The sequence below is a fragment of the Paenibacillus sp. J22P59 genome, from assembly GCF_059383895.1.
In genome coordinates this window covers 55,288-77,413 of sequence record NZ_JBXENX010000005.1, presented here as the reverse complement: position 1 = coordinate 77,413, position 22,126 = coordinate 55,288, and the positions used below count along the sequence as shown (strand labels likewise).

The following is a 22,126-nucleotide window of genomic DNA, read 5'->3' as shown; positions in this document are numbered from 1 at the left end:
TCTCGCAAAAAAATACTAGAGTAGAATCTATTATTTTTTGAGAATACCAATTAACAAGCACCCTATACCGGCTGTCACCCAAGCTAATTTGCCAAATGAGAGCTTGTCTGATAGCCCTACTAACCCTACTGTGGTCGTAGCTATTAATATAAGCGGTCCTACCATAGCAAGCGAAGAGTTGACGACAAGCGCCTTATCAATTTGATTCAGCCGAAGCATGAGAAGGGCTGCCCCAATTTCAATCATCCCCGAGGTAAGCCGGATGGATGCCATCGTAAGTACAATTTTATTGAGCATGCCAAATAACCTCCTTCCCTTATACTTACTAGCCCCTCTATCTTATGCAGGCTTGACCCTATTTCATGCCCCTTCATGCAAAGGGCACACGCCCACTAGCAATTGCATATAGTGCTTGCATAACCTTGTTATTGCTAGATGGCGTAAAATCAACAGGCGCCCAATTATAGACAGGTAGAAGGAATGGAAAGGAAGTTCGAGCCTAATGCAGGTGCATGTCATTTCAAGCGTAAACGAAGCGAGCTCTGCCCAGTTCCACCATAAGACTGCAATCATTGTCGATGTGCTTCGGGCAAGCAGCACGATCATAACTGCTCTTGCTTCAGGGGCCTCTGGCGTTATCCCTGTAGAGACCGTTATGGAAGCAAGAGTTGCCCAGCAAACCACAGACCTGCTCGGCGGTGAACGCTATTGCAGGAAAATTCCAGGGTTCGATCTCGGCAATTCGCCTGATGAATTTGTTTCCAGTACGATCCAGAACCGCCGGATTATCTTCACCACAACGAATGGAACACGAGCAATTCAGAAATCTACTCGTGCGGATTATGTTCTTGTGGGTGGGCTGCTTAATGCCACTGCCTGCGCGAGAGCAGCTATTGGGCTCAAACGGGATGTTGTCATTTTGTGTGCGGGGAATTACGATGAATTTGCTGTAGAGGACGGTTTATGCGCAGGATTATTGCTGGATAAGCTGCAATCCTTTGCTAGTCTTCCCATAGAGATGGATGATTTCAGCATCGCCATGCTGTCTTTTTACCGAGACAAAGCATCTACGGTATATGACACGGTTCGGCTTGGCACATCAGGCAAACGACTGGCGAAGCTTGGGTTTCAGCGAGATCTGGATAGTTGCTCTTGCATGGATGCCTATCAAATCGTTCCCCGATTATATGGAGATACTTTAATTGGAGAGACCTGCGCGGGAGGATAGTACAATCCACTATAAATGATATCGACATAAAAAATGGTGGAGAGGGATATCCCTCTCCACCATTCCTATTATCTGCGATCCTGTGGTCCACCTACGAACGCTTGCTCCGTTGTATCAAGTCCATACGCTGTATGCAGCGCCTGAACGACTTCTTGCAACGGCTCTGCTGCGATTACGCAGGATACTTTAATCTCTGAAGTGCTGACAAGCTTAATGCTTACGCCAATTTCAGAGATAGCCGCGAACATCGTTGCAGCAACACCAGGATTGCTTACCATTCCCGCTCCAACAATCGACACCTTAACGAGATTCTCTTCAGATGTTACTTCATCATAAGTAACTTCCCCGCGAATGCTCTCAAGAACTTCGATTGCTTTGTCTTTGTCGCCAAGCGACAAGGTGAAGGAGAAGTCGGCTTTGCCATCCTGTACACCGCTTTGAACGATTATATCAACATCAATACCATTATTCGCCAATGCACCGAACACATTCGCAAGCACGCCAGGCACATCTTCCACACCAAGAATGCTGATTCTTGCTACGTTTTTGTCAAAAGCGATGCCGCGAACGACCACGCCTTGCTCCATGACCGCTTCCTCCTTCACACTTGTACCTTCATTTTGTGTAAAGCTCGAACGAACAACCAGCTTTACATTATTGTGCTTGGCATACTCTACTGCCCTTGGATGCAGAACAGCAGCGCCTAGATGCGCGAGCTCCAGCATTTCGTCATAAGAAATTTCATTCAGCTTGCGAGCACATTTCACGACACGAGGGTCCGTTGAATAAATGCCGTCCACATCTGTATAAATTTCGCAGACATCTGCTTCAACCGCAGCAGCGAGTGCTACAGCTGTCGTATCCGAACCGCCGCGTCCGAGCGTCGTAATATCGCCTTCCTCAGACATGCCTTGGAAGCCAGCGACAATAACAATGTTACCGGCATTAAGCTCATTGAAGATCCGCTGCGGATGAATATCCGTAATCTTCGCTTTGCTGTGTACCGCTTCCGTACGAATGCCCGCCTGCCAGCCAGTCAATGAGACGGCTTGGTGACCAAGCTGATGAATCGTCATTGATAAAAGCGCAACCGATATTTGTTCGCCCGTCGTAAGCAGCATATCCATTTCCCTTGCTGGTGGATTCGGATTAAGCTTCTTCGATTGATCGATTAAATCATCCGTTGTATCTCCCATTGCGGATACGACCACGACAACACGGTTGCCCGCCTGCTGGCTTTCAATAATCCGCTTTGCTACCCTTTGCATCCGCTCCGGTGTTCCAACTGAGCTTCCGCCGAACTTCATCACTATCAACGACAAAGCTGCTCACTCCCAACCTTGACATATAACATACAAGTCAATAGTATAGCACAACATTCGCTTGTCTGGGTATATCCACCCACAAAAAAAACCGTTCGAATCCCAGATTCGAACGGCTTCTTCTTATGCTCTTGAAATATATTTGCCTTCACGAGTATCAATAAGCAATACATCATCTTCATTAATGAAGAGCGGAACTTGTACGCTAAGGCCTGTCTCAACCTTCGCGCTTTTGGTAGCGCCTTGTGCTGTGTTGCCTTTAACGCCCGGCTCTGTCTCGATAACTTTCAGCTCAACGCTGTTCGGCATTTGAATTCCGATAATTTCGCCTTGGTAGCTGGAGATGTTAACCGTCATGTTTTCTTTCAGGAAGTTCAATTCCCACTCGAGCTGGTCTTTGTTCAGATCAAATTGATCGTAAGTTTCGTTATCCATGAACGTGTAGTCACTGCCCGAGTTGTACAAATATTGTACCGCGCGGTTCTCAATGATCGCACGGCCAATGCTTTCACCAGCGCGGAATGTTTTTTCTACAACGTTGCCGTTGCGTAGGTTTTTCAATTTAGAACGAACGAATGCCGCACCTTTACCTGGTTTAACGTGTTGGAAGTCTGTTACCGAGAAAATATCGCCGTCTACTTCGACGGTCAAGCCTGTTTTAAAATCATTAACTGAAATCACTGCTATTCCTCCCTGAATGTCTGCATAATTGACCTTACCCCAGCGTAATCAACGCTTTAGGAGAAGAGGTTAATATTTTAATACCGGATTCCGTAATGACGATATCATCCTCGATACGAACTCCTCCGAAGCCGGGGAGATAAATACCGGGCTCAACCGTCACAGTCATGCCGGGGGTTAAAATCATATCGCTAAGCTTCGACAGGTAAGGCGCCTCATGTACTTCCATGCCTAGACCATGTCCGGTGCTGTGGCCAAACTGATCGCCGTAACCGTACTTCGTAATAATATCTCTTGTCAGCGCATCCGCTTCCTTGCCTGTCATGCCCGGACGAATATTGTCCAGTGCATGAAGCTGAGCTTCCAGAACGATGCCATAAATCTCGCGATGCTTATCCGTCGGCGTGCCTACTACGACCGTTCGTGTCAAGTCAGAGCAGTAGCCCTTGAAATAAGCGCCGAAATCGAGCTTTACAAATTCATTGTTCCCAATCAAACGCTCACTTGCTACACCATGCGGCAAAGCAGAACGTTCACCGGAAGCAACGATCGTCTCAAAGGATGAAGAAGCTGCGCCATGGCTGCGCATATACATTTCCATCTCAAGAGCAATATCGCTTTCTCTAACGCCAGGCTGGATAAGCTTCTGCACATGCTGGAATGTAGCATCAGCAAGGTCAGCAGCTTCCTGCATTACTTGCAGCTCCGCATCATCCTTAATCATTCTCAGCTTCTCGACCAAGCCTGATACAGGAGTTAGCTTAATGCTGCCCAAGGTGCTGCTCCATGTGGAATATTGACTGTAGGTGACATGGTCCTGCTCGAATCCAGCCGATTGAATGCCTTTATCTGCCAGCACCTCGCGAATAGTGTCCATTGGCTTAGAACCATGCTCGATCACTTGAAACGATACAGCTTGCTCAGGGGCCTGTGTCATATACCGAAAGTCTGTCAGCAGAATGCTGTCATGGAGCGTCACTACAACATATCCCGAAGAGCCCGTAAAACCGCTTATATAACGACGGTTATGCTCACTCCCGATAATAATCGCTTCCAAGCCTTGTTCCGCTAGCAATTGTCTCAGTCGGTTTACTCTCTCGATGGTCATTCTATTTCCCCCTTACACTGATCTGCTTTGAAGCTTGGATACCAGTGCAGCCAGTCCCAGCTCATAGCTTTGGGCGCCAAAACCGGCAATCTGGCCAATCGCGACCGGTGCGATGACCGATACGTGACGGAAGGATTCCCGCTGATGGATATTGGACAAATGCACTTCGACAACAGGCAGCGCAACCGTGCTTAGCGCATCTCTCAGCGCATAGCTGTAATGCGTAAGCGCGCCCGGATTAATCAAGATGCCGTCAGCCTGCCCATAAGCACTATGTATGCGGTCGATCAAAGCACCTTCATGATTGGACTGATAGAAATCAAGCTCAACCTCAATACTAGCTGCTTGATCACGCAAAGCGGCTTCTATTTGAGACAGCGTAACAGTGCCGTATACGCCTGGCTCACGGATACCGAGCATATTCAGGTTCGGTCCGTTTAATACAACGATTTTGAGCAACTTTGCACCTCCATACAACCCATTACTGCGTTTAGCAAAAGATCACTTGCCATTTTACCACAAATGCCCGCATCTTGAGAAGCAGTAACTGATTCAATGTGCGCCGATCGGTTCCCGTGAAGCTTCATCCGTAAATTCAAAGGCAATGGAATAGCCAATAAACAGGCCCCACAGCAGAAAAATACAGCATTCCGAATACAGAGTGTTCCAGCCCGCGATTGTTATCGGTTCGGTAATTTTGAGAATCGGGCCTAGCATGAGAAAGATAACCATCCACCATGCGAGACCGTACGCCACACCCGGCCAGGGCCCTCTCGCCTTGCGCAAGGTGAACATATAGAGCAAGGAAGCAAGAATGGAGAAGACAATAAAAAAAGCGATGCCAATCGCGATTCCCCAACCTGTCTTCAGAAAAGAGGAACGGAAAAATGGATCAGCCATTAGTCCCGGCAGTACAACCGTAAACTTCATTTCATAGAACAGCCATCTGATAACCCCCCAGATCAGCCCTGCATAAAACCCGATCTCAATCCCAAATAGCCAAGGGTTCGTATGATGCTCTTCCTTATAGTTGCCTTGTTGTCCTTGATTTGCTGACTTGCTTTCTTCGACCATTCCCAGTTGCCTCCCTTAATGATTGATTGGTTCTAGTATGTGAAAAATCTAGCCACGCTAATCTTAGGTTTCCCCATTGCTGCCCGGTCACGCTTATCTGCTCATGATGACGTTGGCAATTGCCCTTTGTATCAAGTACAATAGGAGTACATGTTTGCTATATTATTCGTCACCTAATAGGTAGGGACGATATAACTTAAGGAAGGTGACAAGCTCTTGCCGCAAAAAAACATATACGGCGGACAAGCTGTTATTGAAGGCGTTATGTTCGCCGGAAAGCATGTCAACGTAACAGCCGTTCGACGCAAAAACGAAGAAATTGTATTCTACGAAGTACCTCGTACGACGAAGCGATGGATTCAGGGACTCAAAAAAATTCCGCTCGTCCGAGGAGTAGTCGGCATTCTGGAATCAAGCGCCAAAGGCTCTCAGCATCTTAATTTCTCGATGGAAGCTTACGCAGAGGATGAAGAAGCCGATCAACCAGAAGAAGACAAGATCGTTAAGAAGAAAGAAGAAGGCAAAACAGGCTGGAGCCTGAGCATGATTGTTGGCGTTGCCGTTGCCGGCGTTATCTCGTTCATATTCGGCAAGCTTATCTTTACCGCAGCTCCTGCGGCTATAGAAGAATTGCTCTTCTCAGGGGTATTTGAGAACAAAGTTGGTCATAACTTATTAGAAGGACTTATCAAAATTATTTTATTGCTCGGTTACCTTTATCTAATGTCGCTCACTCCAATCATCAAACGTCTGTTTCAATATCACGGTGCCGAGCATAAAGTCATCTCTGCTTATGAAGCAGGAGAAGATTTGACCGTTAGCAATGTGCAAAAGTACAGCAGACTCCATTATCGCTGTGGCAGCAGCTTTATTATCTTCACCGTCATCGTTGGTGTCATTATTTATTCGCTTCCTTTCTTTACTTGGGATTCCATCTGGGAACGTATTTATATCCGGATTCTATTGCTTCCACTTGTTCTGGGCATTTCATACGAAGTGCTACGCTGGACGAATGCGCTTCGTAATGTGCCGGTTCTGCGTTACCTCGGCTTTCCGGGCTTGTGGCTGCAATTGTTGACAACAAAAGAACCAAAGGATGATCAGGTTGCTGTATCTATCGCTTCCTTCAACCGGATGCGTGAGCTTGATCAGCAAATGACCAAAATCTAGTCGTAAAGGATGGAATAACAATGGCAAAATGGCCTCGGGGATGGAATGTTTCCGTAATAATCGTACTCGTCCTGAGTGCAATCGGAATCGTCTACGGAATGCTGACCAATCCAGTCGCCTTCCTGTTGCCGATTATTGTGCTGGGAGGCATATTCCTCCTGTACAAATTCCCGCCTTCTACATGGGGCAGCAGCCGTTCCAAACAACCTTACGTCAGGCAGAATCGAACGAAGCCGCAGCAGCGGCCCAAGTCGCGCCGGTCACCCTTTAAGGTGATCAATGGCGGCAAAGATGATGATGACCTGCCGAAATACCATTAATAGCAACAAAAGAAAGGGACCGCATCATAATGATGCGGTCCCTTTCTTTTGTTCGAGTCAACTACTCTGTCTCTATTTCGGCACGAATGCCTCTAAGCTCGTCCATCCGCGCCTGGTCACGATGGAAATATTCAACGAGCGTCTCAATGCAAGTGATTGAGTCCCAACTCAGATGATGTTCAATACCTTCCACATCACGATAAATGTTCTCTTCCTGCACTCCAATCAGAGTCAGAAACGTCTCCAGCAAATGATGGCGATCGACGAGCCTCTTGCCCATCTTCTTTCCTTTGTTCGTAAGAACAAGCCCGCGATATTTCTCATAGATCAAATAGTTGTCCTTGTCCAGCTTCTGAATCATCTTCGTTACTGAAGAAGGATGCACTTCCAGTCCTTCTGCAATATCGGATACTCTTGCATAACCTTTTTCATCAATAAGTTTATAGATTCGTTCCAAGTAGTCTTCCATGCTCGGAGTCGGCATTGAAGAACCCCCTAACCCAACTTCTTTCACCCAGTCTCCTCGGCGTCGCTCTTAGTATCATACACTTTTCTTAATCGGCTCTGCAACTATTCTCATTTGAATGATAATTTCATGCAACTCCCAGATTGGCAATCGGCGATATGCAGCACATTATAGAGGAGCATTCATGTCATGCCAAAATGGAGGTACACGGTTAAGATGGATACAACTACGCTCGAACGTCCCGCTTCTGCCAGGAGCTCGCTTTCCTTCGTCCCTGATCTTGTCTATTTCGAGCCTGGAGCACTTGAATATCCCAAAGGAAAACGAATTTTTGAATGGGTAGAAAAGGAAGGCATCCCTTATCGAATGACGACCTCTCATAACCGAATTACGAATTTGCCTGGCGACACAGAGCTGGAGCAATATCGCATTGCCAAACGGACGTTGGTCGTCGGTGTACGCAAAACACTTAAGTTTGATACATCCAAGCCCTCAGCCGAATACGCCATCCCAATTGCTACTGGATGTATGGGCCATTGTCATTACTGTTACTTGCAAACGACGCTTGGAGCCAAGCCTTACATTCGGGTTTATGTCAATATCGACGATATTTTGGAAGCCGCCCAAGGCTATATCAATGAGCGCGAGCCGGAAATTACTCGCTTTGAAGCCGCTTGTACCTCTGATCCTGTCGGGCTTGAGCCCATTACAGGCAGTCTAGCTGAGCTTATCGCCTTCATGGCAGAGCAGCCCTTAGGAAGATTGCGGTTTGTGACCAAATTCCATCATGTAGATTCGCTGCTGGATATCCAGCATAATGGGCATACCCGTATTCGATTCAGCGTGAATAATAAATACGTCATCAAGCATTTCGAGCCTGCAACGTCACGCTTCGAGCAGCGCATAGAAGCCGCTGCAAAGGTTGCAGCGGCTGGTTACCCGATGGGTTTCATTATTGCTCCGATCATATGGCATGACGGCTGGGAGGAAGGTTACGCGGAATTGCTGGAATCACTCGCTGCCGCTCTCCCTAAAGAAGCGTCCGAAGGTGATTTGACGTTCGAATTAATTCAGCATCGCTTCACCAAGACAGCCAAAAATGTCATTGAAAGACGTTACCCGAAGACCAAGCTTGAAATGGACATTGAGAAACGCAAATACAAGTGGGGCCGCTGGGGCCAAGGCAAATATGTATATCCTGATGAACAGGCCTATGCGCTCCGGATGTTCATATCCGAACGAATATTCGAGCATTTTCCAAGTGCAAAGATCGAATATTTCACATAAAGCTAGAACCTCAGCCAGTCAGGTGTAACAGTATTAAGCCAAATTGTAATTTGGGTCATCTGGTTGGTGAAGAGCAAAATGCCCATTAGAATCATAATCGCCCCGCCAATGCGCATAACAAGTGAAGAATATTTCAACAGCCAGCGCGCGGAACCAAGGAAAAATGCCAGAACGAAGAACGGAATGGCAAAGCCTAGCGCATAGGCTGTCGTCAGCTTGAACCACGTGCCAGGCTCCGATGCAGCTAAAGCCAGTATAGCAGTCAATGCTGGTCCAATACATGGAGTCCAGCCTGCTGAGAAGCCAACGCCGAAGATGAAGGAGCCAATATAGCCGGTTCTTTTGTTCGGATCAATGGAGAACCGGCGTTCCTTCATTAACATTTGCGGTTGGAATACTCCAATAAGGAATAATCCCATTAGAACAATAAGAATAGCGGACAGCTTCCGAATAAGTTCATCATACTCGCTGAAAAACTCTGCAAATACATTCGTGCCATATCCCAGTGTGTAGTAGACGACACTAAAGCCCAATATGAAAAAGAACGTATGAGTCATCGTTCTCATCCGCATTTTTCCGGAGTAATTATTGTGCTTCAGGTCACTTACCGAAATGCCTGTTATGTAAGATAAGTAAGAGGGATATAAAGGCAAACAGCATGGCGAAATAAAAGAAGCAAAGCCGGCTCCAAAAGCCAGCCAAATGTTCACATCACTCAACTCTATGCACCTCGCTTGAAATTAACTGCCCGTTCGCATTCCTCGCTTCATCATAAGAAGGATAAGCAGAATCGCGATAAGCAGCAGAACAATCGTACCCCCAGGTGCCAGATTCCATACACCTGCAATTAACAATCCGAATATGACCGCCAACTCTCCGATGATGACGACCGTAATAATACTTTGACGAAAGCTTCGAGCAATAATGAGGCTGCATGCAGCTGGTATCGTCAGTAAAGCAGAGACAAGAAGCGCTCCCACGATCTTAATGGATGCACTAATGACAAGCGCGGTAAGCACGCTAATCATAACATTGTAGAATCGAACGGGCAAGCCGCTCACAGCTGCCGCGTCTTCATCGAACGTAAGCAGGAACAGTTCTTTGAGCTGTGAACGAATCGCAATCAGGACAATGACTGTTACGATTCCAATCGTAACCAGATCCAGATTGCCAAGTGTATAGATGCTTCCGAACAAATAACCGTTCACGTTGCCATTGAGGCCTTTGCCCATTGTGAATAGCAGCGAGGCAAGTGCGACGCCCCCCGACATAATAATGGCGATAGACAGCTCTGCATAAGACTTGTAGGCTTTGCGCAGCTTCTCAATCGCGAACGAAGCAGCTACAGCAAAGACCAGACCTACCGCAACGGGATATACACCAATAATAAAACCTAATGCCACACCAGCAATGGATACATGAGACAACGTATCCCCAATCATGGACAATCTTCGGAGTACGAGAAATATGCCCATAAGCGGTGCTGTTATACCAATTAGTAGGCCTCCTAGCAATGCCCGCTGAAAAAACTCACTACCTATGATCTCCAACTAGAACGACCTCTCTCCTGCTTTCCATTTGTTCCCGAAGTCCCTTCAGGCTATGTGTCAAATCATTCTCAACGCAATTCTGCAAATCATGCGAATGCTTCCTATAGAACTTCAGCTTCCCGCTTTCCGCTTCCTGCTGCAAGCCCAAGTAAGTGCGAATCATCTCCATATCATGCGATACCATCAGAAACGTAATGTTATGATGCATATGCATATGCTTGATCATATGGAAGAAGCCTTCTTGCGTCTCGGCATCAATGCCTACGGTAGGCTCGTCCAATATAAGCAAGGATGGGTTATTAATAAGCGCCCTAGCCAAGAACACCCTTTGCTGCTGTCCGCCTGACAACTGGCCGATCCGTTTGGCAGCCAAATCTTCTATTTTCATAGCATGCAGCGCATCATCACACTTGACCTGATCCTGCTTGCTGATCGAGCGAAAAATTTTATTCTTACTATAAAGTCCTGATAGAACAACCTCACGGACTGTAGCCGGAAATAGCGGGTTGAACGAATTTTTTTGCGGCACATAACCTATGCGCTCCCACTGCTTGAACTGTGAGACCGGCTGACCGAATAGCTTTATCACTCCGCTCTCCGGCTTCAGCAGCCCTACTATCATCCGCAGCAAAGTCGTTTTTCCAGCGCCGTTGGAACCTATCAGCCCTACGAAATCACGCTCCTTGACCGAAAAATCAAGCCCTGTAATCACCCGTTGCTGCTGATAAGAAAAGGTTACCCCTTCAAGCGAGATTATATCTTGATGGCAGACCTGGGAGGTCATTGTACCGTTATTGATTTGTGCCATCTTGGCACCTCATTCCTTCATATGACTTGGAATCCTCTCTTATTGTAACGCTTTAACTAAGTTTTGCAAGTTCGTCTCCATGAGGGAAATATACGTTTCTCCGCGCTTCTCCTGCTCGGGTGTAAGTCCCTCGATCGGGTTCAATACCAATACGTCCACATCCGCTTCTCTAGCGAGCGTTTCTGCCAAATTTGGGGATACCAGTTCTTCGAAGAAGATGTAAGGGATGCCTGTTTCTTTTACGAATTTGGCGATCTTCATCAAGTCTTGCCCACCGGGCTCAGCGTCAGGCGACAGGCCCATAATCGAAGTCTGAGTCAATCCATAATCACGGGCAAGATAACCAAATGATTGGTGGGAAACGACAATATCTTTCAGCCTTGTATTCGCAAGTTCGTTTGCGAATTGGCCATCCAGAGCCTCCAGCTTCGCGCGGAATGCCTCGTAGTTATTCTCGTATGCCTCTTGGTTGGCAGCATCGACTTGAATAAGTAGGTTCTTCACATTCTCGGCCATAATCAATGCCGATTTGGGGCTGACCCAAGTATGCGGATCAACGTCAAGATCACTATGCCCGTGGTCATCCTCTTCCCCTTCATGGGCATGATCATGATCTTCCTCTGGATTGCCGTGAATCAGTGAAATCCCTTTGCTCATCTCGGCAGATACAAGTTGGCTGTCCTTCGACAAGCCTTGCAGAAAATCATCCGTCCAGCCCTCCAAGCCAGCTCCGTTATACAAGAATAACTGTGCTTGCGAGGCTACCGTCAGATCGCGGCTCTTAGGCGTCCAGTCATGGGGCTCTACTCCAGCAGGGATCAAATTCGTCACATGGACATGCTCTCCCCCAATTTCTGAAGCAAAGTAATACAGTGGATAAAAGCTGGTGACGACATTAAGCTTGCCTTCCTCAACAATTGCCTTATTGCCGCCTCCGCAAGCTGATAAGCTCAGAACCAGTACAAGCAGCAGTGCTGCAACTACTATTTTGTTAGTTTGTTTCCTAGCATTACGCATCGTATAATCTCCATTCATCCTTGTTAGTAATCGTTACTATTACGTTTTAGATTATACGAGGGCGTTTCCCTGCTGTCAACTCTTATATTTTGGCTCGCGCTATTCTACTATATACGGGCAAACATCTGTACATACCACGGCCACAACTTGCATTTTCCCTCAGAACAGCTTCATTCTTGCAAAAAGAACCTTCAAAACCACTGTGAAAGTGGAAATGAAGGTTCTTGATTGACCCCTTACAACGCACAAAGTCGGAATGTTCATGGGATTGTTCCATATAGGGCTATTGCAACGATCTCGAATCAATCCTTATACGGGTATTACTTCACAAGAGCGCCGTTAGGCATTTCATCCGGAACGGTTGCCAGCGTCAATTGGTCCCCGTGCGAGGCTGCCAGAATCATGCCTTGCGACATTTCACCCCGCAGCTTGACTGGCCTCAGATTCGTCACGCAAATTACTTTGCGGCCAACCATTTGCTCTGGCGTATAGAACTTCGCAATGCCAGACACAACCTGGCGTTGCTCATAACCAAGATCAAGCTGCAGCTTGAGCAGCTTATCTGCTTTTTTGACGGGCTCTGCAGCAATTACCTGAGCTACGCGCAGCTCCACTTTTGCAAATTCGTCAATGCCAATCTCCTCTTTTGCCTCTTCTTCAACAGGAGGCACGCTTGCAGCAGCAGGCGCAGTCTCAACTGCTGCCTCAGGAGCTGTGGTTTGCGCTCCGCCCATCGCGGCTGCGATGTAAGCCACTTCATCAGCCGTCTCCAGCCTTGGGAAGACAGGTGATCCCTTGACGACACGAGTACCTCCAGCCAATAGACCGAACTGCTTCGTGCTCTCCCAAGATGTCAACTCGCCCTGCTCGATACCAAGCTGGCTCCAAAGCTCACGCGGCGCATGTGTGAGGAAAGGCTGCAGCAGAATGGAAGTAATCCGCAAAGCTTCTGCCAAATGATGCATAACCGAAGCAAGCTCCTCGCGCTTTGCCTCATCCTTGGCAAGTGCCCATGGCTGTGTCTCATCAATATATTTATTTGTACGGCTAACGAATTGCCAGATCGCAGCAAGCGCTACCGAAAACTCCATCTTCTCCATAGCTGCTTCTACGGCAGTAACAGTCTCTGTCGCAAGAGCTTCCAGGGACTCATCGAATGCCGTTACTTGTCCATTGTAAGCAGGGATACTGCTATCAAAATACTTGTCGATCATGGCAACGGTACGGTTCAACAAATTACCCAAATCGTTAGCAAGATCGAAATTAATGCGGTCGACGAAATTCTCAGGCGTGAACGTTCCATCAGCACCGAATGGCACTTCGCGCAGCAAATAATAACGAACAGCGTCAAGCCCGTAGCGATCAATCAGCATCACCGGATCCACTACATTGCCTTTGGATTTGGACATTTTGCCATCCTTCATCAGAAGCCAGCCATGTGCGAATATTTTTTTAGGAACAGGCAGACCAAGCGCCATCAGCATAATCGGCCAATAAATCGTATGGAAGCGCACAATTTCTTTGCCTACCAAATGAACGTCAGCCGGCCAGAAGCGCTCATATTTGGAGCCTGCCTCACCTTCATTGCCATAACCAAGTGCTGTAATATAGTTGGATAGCGCATCAATCCATACATAGATGACATGCTTCGCATCCCCAGGCACTTTAACGCCCCAATCGAAGGTGGTTCTAGAAACAGCAAGATCCTCCAGGCCGGGCTTAATAAAATTATTGATCATTTCATTCTTCCGTGACTCGGGTTGAATGAATTCTGGATTATCCTCATACAGCTTAAGCAGACGATCTGCATATTTGCTCATCCGGAAGAAATAGCTTTCCTCCTTCACCAGCTCCACTGGACGTCCGCAATCCGGACAATTCCCATTCTCCAGCTGTCTTTCGAGGAAGAAGGATTCACAAGGCGTACAGTACCAGCCTTCATAGGTTCCTTTATAAATATCATCCTGCTTCAGAAGCTGCTCGAAAATGCGCTCAACCACTACTTTGTGGCGTGGTTCAGTCGTACGGATGAAGTCATCGTTTGAAATTTCAAGCTTCGCCCATAGCTCCTTGATTCCGCCAACAATGTCGTCTACAAATTGCTGCGGAGTCTGATCCTTCTCCTTAGCTTTACGCTCAATCTTTTGTCCATGCTCATCTGTTCCCGTCAAATACCAAACGTCATAGCCGCGGAGGCGCTTATATCTCGCCATCGCATCTCCCGCCACTGTCGTGTATGCATGTCCAATATGCAGCTTATCACTCGGGTAATAAATCGGGGTTGTAATGTAGAACGTTTTGTTGTCCGTTGCCATTGTTATTCCTCCTATAAGGTTAATTAAACGCAAAAAACTCCCGTCCAACATGGGACGAGAGTATGGTTAACTCACGCGGTACCACCCAAATTTCTAATGCGCAGCCCATAAGATTAATGGCATGCATTAGCTTCGTGTGCCGCCACAACTGACGGCAATGCCAATTAACGCCGGCCTGCGCCGCTCCCTTACCGCTCTTGCGCAAAGCACAAGATTCAGCTCGAAAGCAGATCCTCCCGGACCATCTTCCCATGTATATCCTCTACCGGCTTCCAGCATCATGCCCGGCTCTCTGTAAAAGGCAACACATCGTACTTATCCATTCATCGGATGCTCATATGACTATATGACAAAATATACCCAAAAGGATACCATGCTGTCAAGGAGGCGATGTCTTCTCGCTATCTTTCTCCGATGAAGCTGGCGGTACAGGATCGAATCCTCCTGGATGAAAGGGATGACAGCGCGCAATTCGCTTCGCAGCAAGCATACTTCCCTTCCATGCCCCATGCTTCTCAAGAGCCTCCAAAGCATAGGCTGAGCAGGTAGGATAGAAGCGGCAGGAGGGCGGCTTGAGCGGAGAGATCACCTTGCGGTAGAATACGACGGGTGCCTGCAGCACTCTCTTCATTCGATGACTCCGGGTCACTAGCCTTCCCCACTCGAGGTGTCTTCCTGAACGCAGTCCTTACAATACCCGAACACTTCAAACTTGTGCTTCACAACCTTGAAGTCATCTGGCACGATGGTCTGTTCCATCGGACAGAACGTAATCGGATAAGTATGGCCGCATTGCAAGCAGATCATATGGTGGTGATGCTCATTCTCCCTGCAATGCAATTTGAACTTTACCCCATCTTCAAAAACAACCTGCTCCAAAACATCCAGCTCCTCCATGACCCGCAGATTGCGGTACACGGTATCGAAGCTTAAGCCTGTATAGGACTTCCCCATATATTCATAGACAGCTTTGGGCGCAAGATAGCCATTCGTCTCAGCGAACAGCTTCGCCAATGTCTTGCGTTGATCCGTTATGCGAAGCCCTTGGCTTGCCATGCGCTGCACAATTTCTTCAATAGTATGATTATGCAAAGAACAAACCTCCGAACATGAAAGTTTCTACTAGAACATGCCTTACTACTCATAATGCCCAAAAAAAAGACTCTCGTCAATGAGAGTCTCACCCAAACGGCTTTTTACCCGTTCAATCTCATATTCAAAAGAAAGCTGGCACACATCGCCAGGAAGAATAGGACACTGATTATAGACATCCACTTGCGACGTAACAAAATCGTATGTAGTCTATCAGAATCTTGCTTGCTCGCTCTTAGCTCCATAATGGTCCTATGCAAGAACAACACGACAATAAGAGAGGCTACGAATAATAGATTGAATAAAAACCACATCGCAGTCCAGAACATAACGGTTACCCTCCATTCTTGCGTTAGACCGGCCCGTTACCAGAACCATCGGTTTAAAATAAACATAAAAACGACGAAGCTGACTACCGCACCTGCAAAGCTGATCCATCCAGCCTTGAACTTCTGCTGGAACATTCGTAATATACCAAAGCTTAATAATCCAAAAATAAGCATTAAAAAGACGACCCCAAGTATAAATAATGTCGCCGAGACACCGCTGACATCGACTAATGACACACTATACACTCCCTTATATCAGTTTGCAACGTAACTATTAGCATTATAAGGGATTATGCAAGGTTTAGCCAGTATCAATGCGGTATATTTCGTGACAGCCGATGAATCCTTTTATTACTCCAGCGCATTGTCAGAATCTTCACCAACGAATGATAGCCTCATGATAGGCTTTGTTTACAGGACGTTTGCGCAATTTAATTTGTAGGACCCCCTCCTTAACCAGCGCTCGACAAATTCGAGGATTGACACGCTTCGGAAGCTTGATCGTTTCTTTGTGATTATCGGGCAGTCCTTCGATGCGAAGGCGATCCTCTCGAACCCATAGGCTCAGCTCTTCTTTTTGAGCTCCCTTAGGAAGCGAATATTTCACAATAATGAAGTGATGGGTTTCGAAAAAGGAAACTGACTTAGGCTGGCCGGTTATAGCACTAGCAGCCTCAGGAAGCGCTTTAGTCATCATTTTTCGGACGAACTGCTCGACCCAATCAGGCTCCTTCAGCACATCGAAGCCCTTTGGAAGCTTCTGGCCCTCCATCCACCGCTCCATGTCGTTCCATTTGGATGACATAGCCTATCCCTCCTCTCCGATTCACCATCTTTCCTGCATCGTATGCAAATCTGGGCTAACCGGCTACTTCACAGGAACACCCTGGTTGAGGGAACCTATGGGCGAATGCCGCATAAGATATGACACAAGATGCTTACCAGAAAAGGAGGAATATCGCATGCCTTCTATAGTCGGCTTTGTCAATATCGTCAGCGTCGGCTCCAGTGCTGTTATTCAATTCGGGGATACGTTGCAGCTATCTCCCTCCAGCACCTCCAAGACCTATGCAGGCTCCGGCTCCTTCCTAACAGGAAGTCTGGCCAACTCTAATAGTGCGGTCAGCGCTACGAATACACTTGATCCGGATGTGCAGGACAGCACGCAAAATGCGACAGGATCTATCTTATGAATTGGACTATACATCAGAACATTACTATCCATCAGCTTAGCGTAGACAGCGTATCGAACAGCTCCGTCCTGCAAATCGGCAGCGCGGGCTCGATTCGTTCCTTATCACAGCTATACAATACGGGAGGATTCACAGGCCCAGCCCCGAATCTGGGGGAAGACAATCCGCTGTCCTTTGTTCCACTGCCTAACCCTTCCTAGATTGGAGGTTATACCGATGCAGCAGTCAAATCCTTTATCACCATGGCAAGCCTGGTCATTCGATGTTCAAATGAAGCTCAAAGACCAACAGGAGCAGATTACACAGCTCGAGCAGCAATTAGAAGCGGTCTGCCAGCAATTGAAGCAATTAGAAGCCAAGCCTACTTATAATATTGAGAATCTCTCCTATCAATTCGATCAATTGAAGGTCGAGAAGCTTGACGGCACTTTGAATATTGGCATGACTCCGCCCGGGGCTCCATCTATAGCTGGCGATATCGAACAAATGTCTGTCGCTAAGTCAGAGGTTTATCCTTCTGCCGCTCCAGGTAACGTGCCTCCATCGGCCCCTTATGCGGACATTCAGACCGAGCTGAATCAATATATAGACACACAGGGCCAGAATACGCTTATAGAGCTGGAGAATGAATACTGCTTGCCCCTTGATCCCTATCACCGTCGTCTGATCCTTGAAGATATCAGGAAGCAAATGCCTCCTAGAATTCAATATTATATGCAAAGGCTGCAGCCAGATAATGCCGCTATGGATGATGCCGCTCTTCAGAAGTACAAATGGGAGGTAGTGGCCAAAACTTCTAGTGATGCTAATGCCGCCATGCGGCAATATATGAGGCAACTGCAGGGTGGCAACCCTGCTTAATGTCTGAGGAGGTATACTGAGGATGATTTGTTTCAATGTGCATAACCATTGCCTGTCTGTTGGCACAATCGAGATACTGGGTGTATCCAGTGCCTCCATGCTTCAAGTCGGCGACAGTGATTATGTGACGCTGTATTCCATGTTTGACACGCCGCCAGAGTCTGTAATCGTCGGGCCGCTCGCTCCTTTTCCACAGCCAGAATTCGCAAGCACGGCTCTAGGTGAAGCTCCTCTGGAGAGCTCGGAATAATGCGCAGCTACAAATTTGATGATGAGGATGCTGCTGCGGTCGACTATCCCATTCGAACTGCCGAGATAGGCAAGCTATGCATTATCGACGTCTCCTTATCCGCTATTGTTCAGCTTGGAGATCGAGTAGAGGCTACACCGCATTTGTTCGCGCTCGCAGTTCAACGTGAAGTCTCCCACTGCAAGGGGGGCGAGTTCTATTTCGAATCCTACTCCATCTTTAATCGGGCGCTGCCCGAGCTGGAAGATCCTGCATTCGACAACGGCGACATTCTTCGAATCTGCAGAACAAATCATTCGCCTCGCATCAGTGTTGGCTGTATTTCTATTACAGCGGTTGGCGCTGCCTCCATTCTACAAGCAGGCAACGCCCTGCGGACGACCTCCGAGTCACGTATTATGAATATACGCCAATTCAAGCATGCCCTCCCCACTCCGGGTATTGGCAGTTAGCTTGATAAGTTCAACCTACTCGAATGAGCTACTCCATCACCCAATAGGTCATGCTGAATCCAGCTCAGGAAAGCGTCTACTACCTTAGGGTCAAAATGGAGTCCTTTTTGCTTCTCAATCTCGGCAATAGCTTCCGCCGTGGTCCATGCTTTTTTGTAAGGCCGCTCATGGGTCAAAGCATCATAGAAGTCAGCAAGAGCTACAATGCGTGCCTCCAAAGGAATATTCTCCCCGCTTAACCCTTGCGGATAGCCAGTTCCATCCCATTTCTCGTGATGGGAATGGGCAATGATCCCCGCCATGCTCAGAACGGTAAAAGAGCTGCCCTCCAAGATGCTGGCCCCTATGGTCGTATGTGTTTTCATGCGCTCGAATTCATGGGGCTCGAATCTTCCCGGCTTCAGCAATACCTCGTCAGGAATGCCGATCTTGCCAATATCATGTAGGGGAGCTGCCCTTCTTATCAAATCAACCTTCCACTCCGGCAGACCCAGGCGGCTGGCTATTAATCCCGATAAATCGCCTACACGCTGCGTGTGCTGGCCCGTCATATCATCACGATATTCCGCCGCTCGTCCAAGCAGCTGCAAAATTTCCAGCTTGGCCTGCTGCAGCTGCTCTGTCCGTTCGCGTACTCTTTCTTCTAGCGTATTATTGTATTGCTGAAGCTGCAAATGCAATTGCCGCGTTTTGAGCAAATTATTCATTCTGAGAATAACCTCAGTGCGATCATAAGGCTTGGTCAAAAAGTCATTCACCCCTGCCTGCAGCGCCTCCTGCCTCTTCTCAGAGCTAACATCGGCAGTAAGCATCAGAACCGGCAAATAAATATCCGCTCCTGTCTGCTCTCGAATCAACCTTAATACCTGAAGACCATCCATTCCCGGCATATGCAGATCCAGCAGTATAATATCTGGGCCTATCTCTTTCAATAGTTGATGGATACGATGAGGATCCATTGCGCTATACACTCGCTTGAATCCTGCACGCGCTAGTATTCGTTCCAATAAGCTGATGTTATATTCTTGGTCGTCAACGATTAGTATTTTTGCCTGCTTGAAATCGAATTCATTCATCCCCTATGCTCCATTCGTTCTTTGTAAAGGCATTACGACATCATAAGGAGAGCTGCAGCTCTCTTGTAAATTAGAAGCTTATTCAAGCAGTAACCTATGCTCAGCTTGCAGGAAGCTCGACATCCGTTAAATATTGTCCAATCTCTGCCAATAAAGATTTGGGATTGAAGGCTCCTTTTTGAATCACATTTTTCACATAGCCGTTCAATTTGAACCTTTCCTCCGAGGTGAGCGACTTCGCAGTCAATACGACAATCGGAATCGCGCTCCATCCTTCCTTCTTGCGCAGCTCCTCAATGAACTGGAACCCGTCCATTTCTGGCATCATTAAATCAAGCAGTATCAATTCAGGCAAGTTCTCAGCCATGCTCTCCAAAGCGACCCTGCCATTCTGGGCACGCGTCACCGCATAGCCCTCTTTATGCAGCAGCTTGGCCATCATATCGCTTGTTGTCGCATCATCCTCGATGACCAGAATAGTATGGTCTGTGCGGCTTGATATATATTTATCCATGACGGTAATAAGCCGCTCCCGCTGTACAGGCTTCATTAGAAATTCAGATGCACCCATCGTGTATCCCAGATGCTTGTCATTAGTCACCGACCAGATCACCACAGGAATATCCGCCACTTCAGGATCAACCTTAAGCTCTGCCAATACGCTCCATCCATCCATTCTCGGCATTAGAATATCCAGACATATCACTTTGGGACGAAGCAGCTTGGCAAGCCGAAGCCCTTCTTGTCCGTTTTCGGCAAAAGCAATTGTCCAACCCTCTTTCACCAAGTACCGCTCCATCAATTCTCGGTTGCTCTGCTCATCATCAATCAGAAGTATGCTGACTTCCTGAACACCCTCGGATTCCAGCTCTATAGCCGTATGCACAGTCTCTTCTATTGCATCGTCCGATTCAGGCTGCTTCGTAATGATAGGAAGCCAGCAAGTAAAGGTGCTGCCGGAGCCAAACTTGCTTTCCACTTGAATATCGCCGCCCATGATATGGCAAAAGCGTTGGCTGATCGCCAGTCCAAGGCCCGTCCCGCCATATTTCCTCGTTGTTGAGGAATCCGCTTGCGTAAAAGGCTGGAACAGCTTCTCTAGCTGCTCCGGCGTCATGCCAATGCCCGTATCTCGGATACGAAAAGCATATCCCTCTTGCCTGTCTCTGGATTCGCGATAAATATCAAGCTCAATAGAACCCGCTTCTGTGAATTTATTAGCATTACTCAGCAGGTTAATAAGAATTTGCTCCAGCCTCGTTAGATCAGTCGTTATTTCCCCTTCCACACAGTCCATTTTCAACTGATTTCCATTGGCTATAATAAGCGGCTTCACTGTTGTCAGCACATTCGAGACGAGATCTTGCAAGCTGCTGCTCTCCAAGTGAATATCCATTTTTCCAGCTTCGATCTTTGAGATATCCAGAATGTCATTAATAAGAGCTAGAAGATGGTTGCCTGCTTTGCTGATTCTACCCAGATCCTCCACGAAAGTCGGCTCATTCAGCTCCTCCGCCTCTTCCTTCAGCATTTCGCTGTATCCGATAATCGCATTAAGGGGTGTCCTCAGCTCATGGCTCATATTGGCAAGAAACTGACTCTTGATCATATTGGCCTTAATGGCTTCATCATGTGCCTTCTCAAGCTGTGCCGTACGTTCAGCTACCAATTGCTCCAAATTATCATTAAGCTCACGAAGCTCCTGATTAATCATATGAATTTCATCTGTTTTATCTTTAATTTCCGAATCTTTATGCGAAAGCCTTCCAGATATGTAGATACCCAGCAAGCATAGCCCTAGTGTAAATAAAGTGCCTCCGGCTATCATATAGGCTAATCTAGTCTGATCCAACACCATCCCTGATGGTGATGCCGCTTTGTCTCCCAAATGGAAGGAGGCAGCGAACATGCCTGTGTAATGCATACCCACAATTGCAGCGCCCATAATTAATCCGCTGCCAAGCTTCTTCCAGACCTTGCCTCGCGTTCTATCTTTGTGAAAATAAAAAGCGAGCCATAATGCTGTGATAGAAGCAACGATCGCGATAGCTATGGAGAGTGCAAAAAATAATGGATTGTACATAATATCAATCTGCATGGCAGACATGCCCATGTAATGCATCGTTGAAATGCCTGCGGCGAGCAAAAGCCCTGCAAGAAGCAATTGATTCCAAGATAACTCATTGCGGCCAGCTATATTTAAGGAGAAAAACGAAGCTATAATCGCCGCCAGCATGGATAACAGCACTGTCGAGAGATCATAAGCAATCGGTACTGGAAGGGAGAACGCGAGCATTCCTACGAAATGCATCGACCAAATCCCCATCCCCATAGCGGCAGCGCCAAACATAAGCCATAACCAGCGGCTTTTTCCATTCGACAGATTTATCCTGTCAGTGAGCTCCAGAACGGTGTAAGAGGCCGCAATTGCAACCACATACGAAAAAACAACAAGTACAAAATTATGCGAGCCATGAATATGCTCCACCCGAAAACCCTCTTTCTTATTGGCCGCCATTTATCATAC

Annotated in this window: 29 protein-coding genes; 9 read left to right on the top strand and 20 right to left on the bottom strand. The window is 47.3% G+C overall.

The window, feature by feature from the left end; all coding sequences use genetic code 11:
- Nucleotides 1-30: 30 nt before the first annotated feature.
- Nucleotides 31-297 (bottom strand): YqhV family protein, encoded by a 267-nt coding sequence (locus AC50YO_RS09730; RefSeq protein WP_494846603.1) that lies wholly within the window; start codon nt 295-297, stop codon nt 31-33.
- Between the two features lie 205 nt (nt 298-502).
- On the opposite strand from AC50YO_RS09730, the gene AC50YO_RS09725 reads away from it, so the two are divergent.
- Entirely contained in the window at nt 503-1,228 is a 726-nt protein-coding gene (locus tag AC50YO_RS09725; RefSeq protein WP_494846601.1) for a 2-phosphosulfolactate phosphatase, read from the top strand.
- A 68-nt stretch (nt 1,229-1,296) separates the two neighbouring features.
- On the opposite strand, the gene AC50YO_RS09720 is transcribed toward AC50YO_RS09725, so the two are convergent.
- The 5 genes from AC50YO_RS09720 to AC50YO_RS09700 all read right to left on the bottom strand — a co-directional run bounded on the left by AC50YO_RS09720 (nt 1,297) and on the right by AC50YO_RS09700 (nt 5,413).
- On the bottom strand, nt 1,297-2,550 hold the full coding sequence (locus tag AC50YO_RS09720) for an aspartate kinase (RefSeq protein WP_494846599.1): 1,254 nt from the start codon (nt 2,548-2,550) through the stop codon (nt 1,297-1,299).
- A gap of 123 nt (nt 2,551-2,673) precedes the next feature.
- Entirely contained in the window at nt 2,674-3,231 is a 558-nt protein-coding gene (gene efp / locus AC50YO_RS09715) for an elongation factor P (RefSeq protein ID WP_494846597.1), read from the bottom strand.
- 34 nt (nt 3,232-3,265) lie between these two features.
- Nucleotides 3,266-4,339 carry a M24 family metallopeptidase gene (locus tag AC50YO_RS09710; protein WP_494846595.1) on the bottom strand — a complete coding sequence of 358 codons (1,074 nt, stop codon included), beginning with the start codon at nt 4,337-4,339 and terminating at the stop codon, nt 3,266-3,268.
- A gap of 12 nt (nt 4,340-4,351) precedes the next feature.
- Nucleotides 4,352-4,798 (bottom strand): type II 3-dehydroquinate dehydratase, encoded by a 447-nt coding sequence (aroQ, locus tag AC50YO_RS09705; RefSeq protein ID WP_494846593.1) that lies wholly within the window; start codon nt 4,796-4,798, stop codon nt 4,352-4,354.
- Nucleotides 4,799-4,891: 93 nt separating this feature from the next.
- Nucleotides 4,892-5,413 carry a YqhR family membrane protein gene (locus AC50YO_RS09700; RefSeq protein WP_494846591.1) on the bottom strand — a complete coding sequence of 174 codons (522 nt, stop codon included), beginning with the start codon at nt 5,411-5,413 and terminating at the stop codon, nt 4,892-4,894.
- A 216-nt stretch (nt 5,414-5,629) separates the two neighbouring features.
- Here AC50YO_RS09700 and AC50YO_RS09695 point away from each other — a divergent pair, with 216 nt between their 5' ends.
- On the top strand, nt 5,630-6,583 hold the full coding sequence (locus tag AC50YO_RS09695; RefSeq protein WP_494846589.1) for a DUF1385 domain-containing protein: 954 nt from the start codon (nt 5,630-5,632) through the stop codon (nt 6,581-6,583).
- Nucleotides 6,584-6,603: 20 nt separating this feature from the next.
- Nucleotides 6,604-6,903: a hypothetical protein gene (locus AC50YO_RS09690; protein WP_494846587.1), complete on the top strand. Its 300-nt coding sequence runs from the start codon at nt 6,604-6,606 to the stop codon at nt 6,901-6,903.
- Between the two features lie 61 nt (nt 6,904-6,964).
- Here the strand turns inward: AC50YO_RS09690 and mntR are convergent, their stop codons facing one another.
- Entirely contained in the window at nt 6,965-7,387 is a 423-nt protein-coding gene (gene mntR / locus AC50YO_RS09685) for a transcriptional regulator MntR (protein ID WP_494846585.1), read from the bottom strand.
- Between the two features lie 198 nt (nt 7,388-7,585).
- Here mntR and splB point away from each other — a divergent pair, with 198 nt between their 5' ends.
- A complete protein-coding gene (splB, locus tag AC50YO_RS09680) occupies nt 7,586-8,656 on the top strand; it encodes a spore photoproduct lyase (protein ID WP_494846967.1) in 1,071 nt (356 codons plus the stop codon).
- 2 nt (nt 8,657-8,658) lie between these two features.
- Here the strand turns inward: splB and AC50YO_RS09675 are convergent, their stop codons facing one another.
- The 11 genes from AC50YO_RS09675 to AC50YO_RS09625 form a co-directional block, all read right to left on the bottom strand.
- Nucleotides 8,659-9,375: a cytochrome c biogenesis CcdA family protein gene (locus AC50YO_RS09675; RefSeq protein WP_494846583.1), complete on the bottom strand. Its 717-nt coding sequence runs from the start codon at nt 9,373-9,375 to the stop codon at nt 8,659-8,661.
- 21 nt (nt 9,376-9,396) lie between these two features.
- Entirely contained in the window at nt 9,397-10,206 is an 810-nt protein-coding gene (locus tag AC50YO_RS09670; protein WP_494846581.1) for a metal ABC transporter permease, read from the bottom strand.
- Nucleotides 10,190-11,014 (bottom strand): metal ABC transporter ATP-binding protein, encoded by an 825-nt coding sequence (locus AC50YO_RS09665; protein ID WP_494846579.1) that lies wholly within the window; start codon nt 11,012-11,014, stop codon nt 10,190-10,192. Before AC50YO_RS09665 ends, AC50YO_RS09670 begins: the two co-directional genes overlap by 17 nt.
- A 39-nt stretch (nt 11,015-11,053) precedes the next feature.
- Nucleotides 11,054-12,031 carry a metal ABC transporter solute-binding protein, Zn/Mn family gene (locus tag AC50YO_RS09660; protein WP_494846577.1) on the bottom strand — a complete coding sequence of 326 codons (978 nt, stop codon included), beginning with the start codon at nt 12,029-12,031 and terminating at the stop codon, nt 11,054-11,056.
- Nucleotides 12,032-12,351: 320 nt separating this feature from the next.
- A complete protein-coding gene (metG, locus tag AC50YO_RS09655) occupies nt 12,352-14,346 on the bottom strand; it encodes a methionine--tRNA ligase (RefSeq protein ID WP_494846575.1) in 1,995 nt (664 codons plus the stop codon).
- A gap of 126 nt (nt 14,347-14,472) precedes the next feature.
- Nucleotides 14,473-14,625 carry a hypothetical protein gene (locus AC50YO_RS09650; protein ID WP_494846573.1) on the bottom strand — a complete coding sequence of 51 codons (153 nt, stop codon included), beginning with the start codon at nt 14,623-14,625 and terminating at the stop codon, nt 14,473-14,475.
- 100 nt (nt 14,626-14,725) lie between these two features.
- The gene (yidD, locus tag AC50YO_RS09645) at nt 14,726-14,977 is read right to left on the bottom strand and encodes a membrane protein insertion efficiency factor YidD (RefSeq protein WP_494846571.1); all 252 of its coding nucleotides are present in this window, start codon (nt 14,975-14,977) and stop codon (nt 14,726-14,728) included.
- 17 nt (nt 14,978-14,994) lie between these two features.
- Nucleotides 14,995-15,402: a Fur family transcriptional regulator gene (locus AC50YO_RS09640; protein WP_494846966.1), complete on the bottom strand. Its 408-nt coding sequence runs from the start codon at nt 15,400-15,402 to the stop codon at nt 14,995-14,997.
- A 140-nt stretch (nt 15,403-15,542) separates the two neighbouring features.
- Nucleotides 15,543-15,767 (bottom strand): hypothetical protein, encoded by a 225-nt coding sequence (locus AC50YO_RS09635; RefSeq protein WP_494846569.1) that lies wholly within the window; start codon nt 15,765-15,767, stop codon nt 15,543-15,545.
- Nucleotides 15,768-15,803: 36 nt separating this feature from the next.
- The gene (locus AC50YO_RS09630) at nt 15,804-16,004 is read right to left on the bottom strand and encodes a hypothetical protein (RefSeq protein WP_494846568.1); all 201 of its coding nucleotides are present in this window, start codon (nt 16,002-16,004) and stop codon (nt 15,804-15,806) included.
- Nucleotides 16,005-16,143: 139 nt separating this feature from the next.
- The gene (locus tag AC50YO_RS09625; RefSeq protein ID WP_494846566.1) at nt 16,144-16,572 is read right to left on the bottom strand and encodes an Hsp20/alpha crystallin family protein; all 429 of its coding nucleotides are present in this window, start codon (nt 16,570-16,572) and stop codon (nt 16,144-16,146) included.
- A 157-nt stretch (nt 16,573-16,729) separates the two neighbouring features.
- On the opposite strand from AC50YO_RS09625, the gene AC50YO_RS09620 reads away from it, so the two are divergent.
- From AC50YO_RS09620 to AC50YO_RS09600, 5 genes are read left to right on the top strand one after another with little or no spacing between them, the layout of a single operon-like run.
- Nucleotides 16,730-16,960, top strand: coding sequence for a spore germination protein (locus AC50YO_RS09620; protein WP_494846564.1), 231 nt, complete (start codon nt 16,730-16,732; stop codon nt 16,958-16,960).
- Nucleotides 16,957-17,160 carry a spore germination protein GerPB gene (locus tag AC50YO_RS09615; protein WP_494846562.1) on the top strand — a complete coding sequence of 68 codons (204 nt, stop codon included), beginning with the start codon at nt 16,957-16,959 and terminating at the stop codon, nt 17,158-17,160. Before AC50YO_RS09620 ends, AC50YO_RS09615 begins: the two co-directional genes overlap by 4 nt.
- A gap of 16 nt (nt 17,161-17,176) precedes the next feature.
- Entirely contained in the window at nt 17,177-17,821 is a 645-nt protein-coding gene (gene gerPC, locus AC50YO_RS09610) for a spore germination protein GerPC (RefSeq protein WP_494846560.1), read from the top strand.
- Between the two features lie 22 nt (nt 17,822-17,843).
- Nucleotides 17,844-18,071: a spore germination protein GerPD gene (locus tag AC50YO_RS09605; RefSeq protein WP_494846558.1), complete on the top strand. Its 228-nt coding sequence runs from the start codon at nt 17,844-17,846 to the stop codon at nt 18,069-18,071.
- The gene (locus AC50YO_RS09600; protein WP_494846556.1) at nt 18,071-18,523 is read left to right on the top strand and encodes a spore germination protein GerPE; all 453 of its coding nucleotides are present in this window, start codon (nt 18,071-18,073) and stop codon (nt 18,521-18,523) included. The genes AC50YO_RS09605 and AC50YO_RS09600 overlap by 1 nt, the downstream gene beginning before the upstream one ends.
- Here AC50YO_RS09600 and AC50YO_RS09595 read toward each other — a convergent pair.
- On the bottom strand, nt 18,520-19,599 hold the full coding sequence (locus AC50YO_RS09595) for an HD domain-containing phosphohydrolase (RefSeq protein ID WP_494846554.1): 1,080 nt from the start codon (nt 19,597-19,599) through the stop codon (nt 18,520-18,522). The two genes, AC50YO_RS09600 and AC50YO_RS09595, sit on opposite strands and share 4 nt — an antisense overlap.
- 100 nt (nt 19,600-19,699) lie before the next feature.
- Complete coding sequence (locus AC50YO_RS09590; RefSeq protein WP_494846552.1) at nt 19,700-22,087, bottom strand: response regulator; 2,388 nt, start codon at nt 22,085-22,087, stop codon at nt 19,700-19,702.
- Nucleotides 22,088-22,126: the final 39 nt, after the last annotated feature.

Excerpts from the sequence above, each read along its gene's own strand:
- AC50YO_RS09710 (WP_494846595.1), bottom strand. The coding sequence starts at position 4,339 with ATGACCATCGAGAGAGTAAACCGACTGAGACAATTGCTAGCGGAACAA.
- AC50YO_RS09620 (WP_494846564.1), top strand. The coding sequence starts at position 16,730 with ATGCCTTCTATAGTCGGCTTTGTCAATATCGTCAGCGTCGGCTCCAGT.
- AC50YO_RS09640 (WP_494846966.1), bottom strand. The coding sequence starts at position 15,402 with ATGGCAAGCCAAGGGCTTCGCATAACGGATCAACGCAAGACATTGGCG.
- gerPC (WP_494846560.1), top strand. The coding sequence starts at position 17,177 with ATGCAGCAGTCAAATCCTTTATCACCATGGCAAGCCTGGTCATTCGAT.
- AC50YO_RS09595 (WP_494846554.1), bottom strand. The coding sequence starts at position 19,599 with ATGAATGAATTCGATTTCAAGCAGGCAAAAATACTAATCGTTGACGAC.
- yidD (WP_494846571.1), bottom strand. The coding sequence starts at position 14,977 with ATGAAGAGAGTGCTGCAGGCACCCGTCGTATTCTACCGCAAGGTGATC.
- mntR (WP_494846585.1), bottom strand. The coding sequence starts at position 7,387 with ATGCCGACTCCGAGCATGGAAGACTACTTGGAACGAATCTATAAACTT.
- AC50YO_RS09665 (WP_494846579.1), bottom strand. The coding sequence starts at position 11,014 with ATGGCACAAATCAATAACGGTACAATGACCTCCCAGGTCTGCCATCAA.
- AC50YO_RS09635 (WP_494846569.1), bottom strand. The coding sequence starts at position 15,767 with ATGTTCTGGACTGCGATGTGGTTTTTATTCAATCTATTATTCGTAGCC.
- AC50YO_RS09730 (WP_494846603.1), bottom strand. The coding sequence starts at position 297 with ATGCTCAATAAAATTGTACTTACGATGGCATCCATCCGGCTTACCTCG.
- AC50YO_RS09600 (WP_494846556.1), top strand. The coding sequence starts at position 18,071 with ATGCGCAGCTACAAATTTGATGATGAGGATGCTGCTGCGGTCGACTAT.
- AC50YO_RS09615 (WP_494846562.1), top strand. The coding sequence starts at position 16,957 with ATGAATTGGACTATACATCAGAACATTACTATCCATCAGCTTAGCGTA.
- AC50YO_RS09725 (WP_494846601.1), top strand. The coding sequence starts at position 503 with ATGCAGGTGCATGTCATTTCAAGCGTAAACGAAGCGAGCTCTGCCCAG.
- AC50YO_RS09605 (WP_494846558.1), top strand. The coding sequence starts at position 17,844 with ATGATTTGTTTCAATGTGCATAACCATTGCCTGTCTGTTGGCACAATC.
- metG (WP_494846575.1), bottom strand. The coding sequence starts at position 14,346 with ATGGCAACGGACAACAAAACGTTCTACATTACAACCCCGATTTATTAC.
- AC50YO_RS09625 (WP_494846566.1), bottom strand. The coding sequence starts at position 16,572 with ATGTCATCCAAATGGAACGACATGGAGCGGTGGATGGAGGGCCAGAAG.
- AC50YO_RS09660 (WP_494846577.1), bottom strand. The coding sequence starts at position 12,031 with ATGCGTAATGCTAGGAAACAAACTAACAAAATAGTAGTTGCAGCACTG.
- AC50YO_RS09650 (WP_494846573.1), bottom strand. The coding sequence starts at position 14,625 with ATGCTGGAAGCCGGTAGAGGATATACATGGGAAGATGGTCCGGGAGGA.
- AC50YO_RS09700 (WP_494846591.1), bottom strand. The coding sequence starts at position 5,413 with ATGGTCGAAGAAAGCAAGTCAGCAAATCAAGGACAACAAGGCAACTAT.
- splB (WP_494846967.1), top strand. The coding sequence starts at position 7,586 with ATGGATACAACTACGCTCGAACGTCCCGCTTCTGCCAGGAGCTCGCTT.
- AC50YO_RS09690 (WP_494846587.1), top strand. The coding sequence starts at position 6,604 with ATGGCAAAATGGCCTCGGGGATGGAATGTTTCCGTAATAATCGTACTC.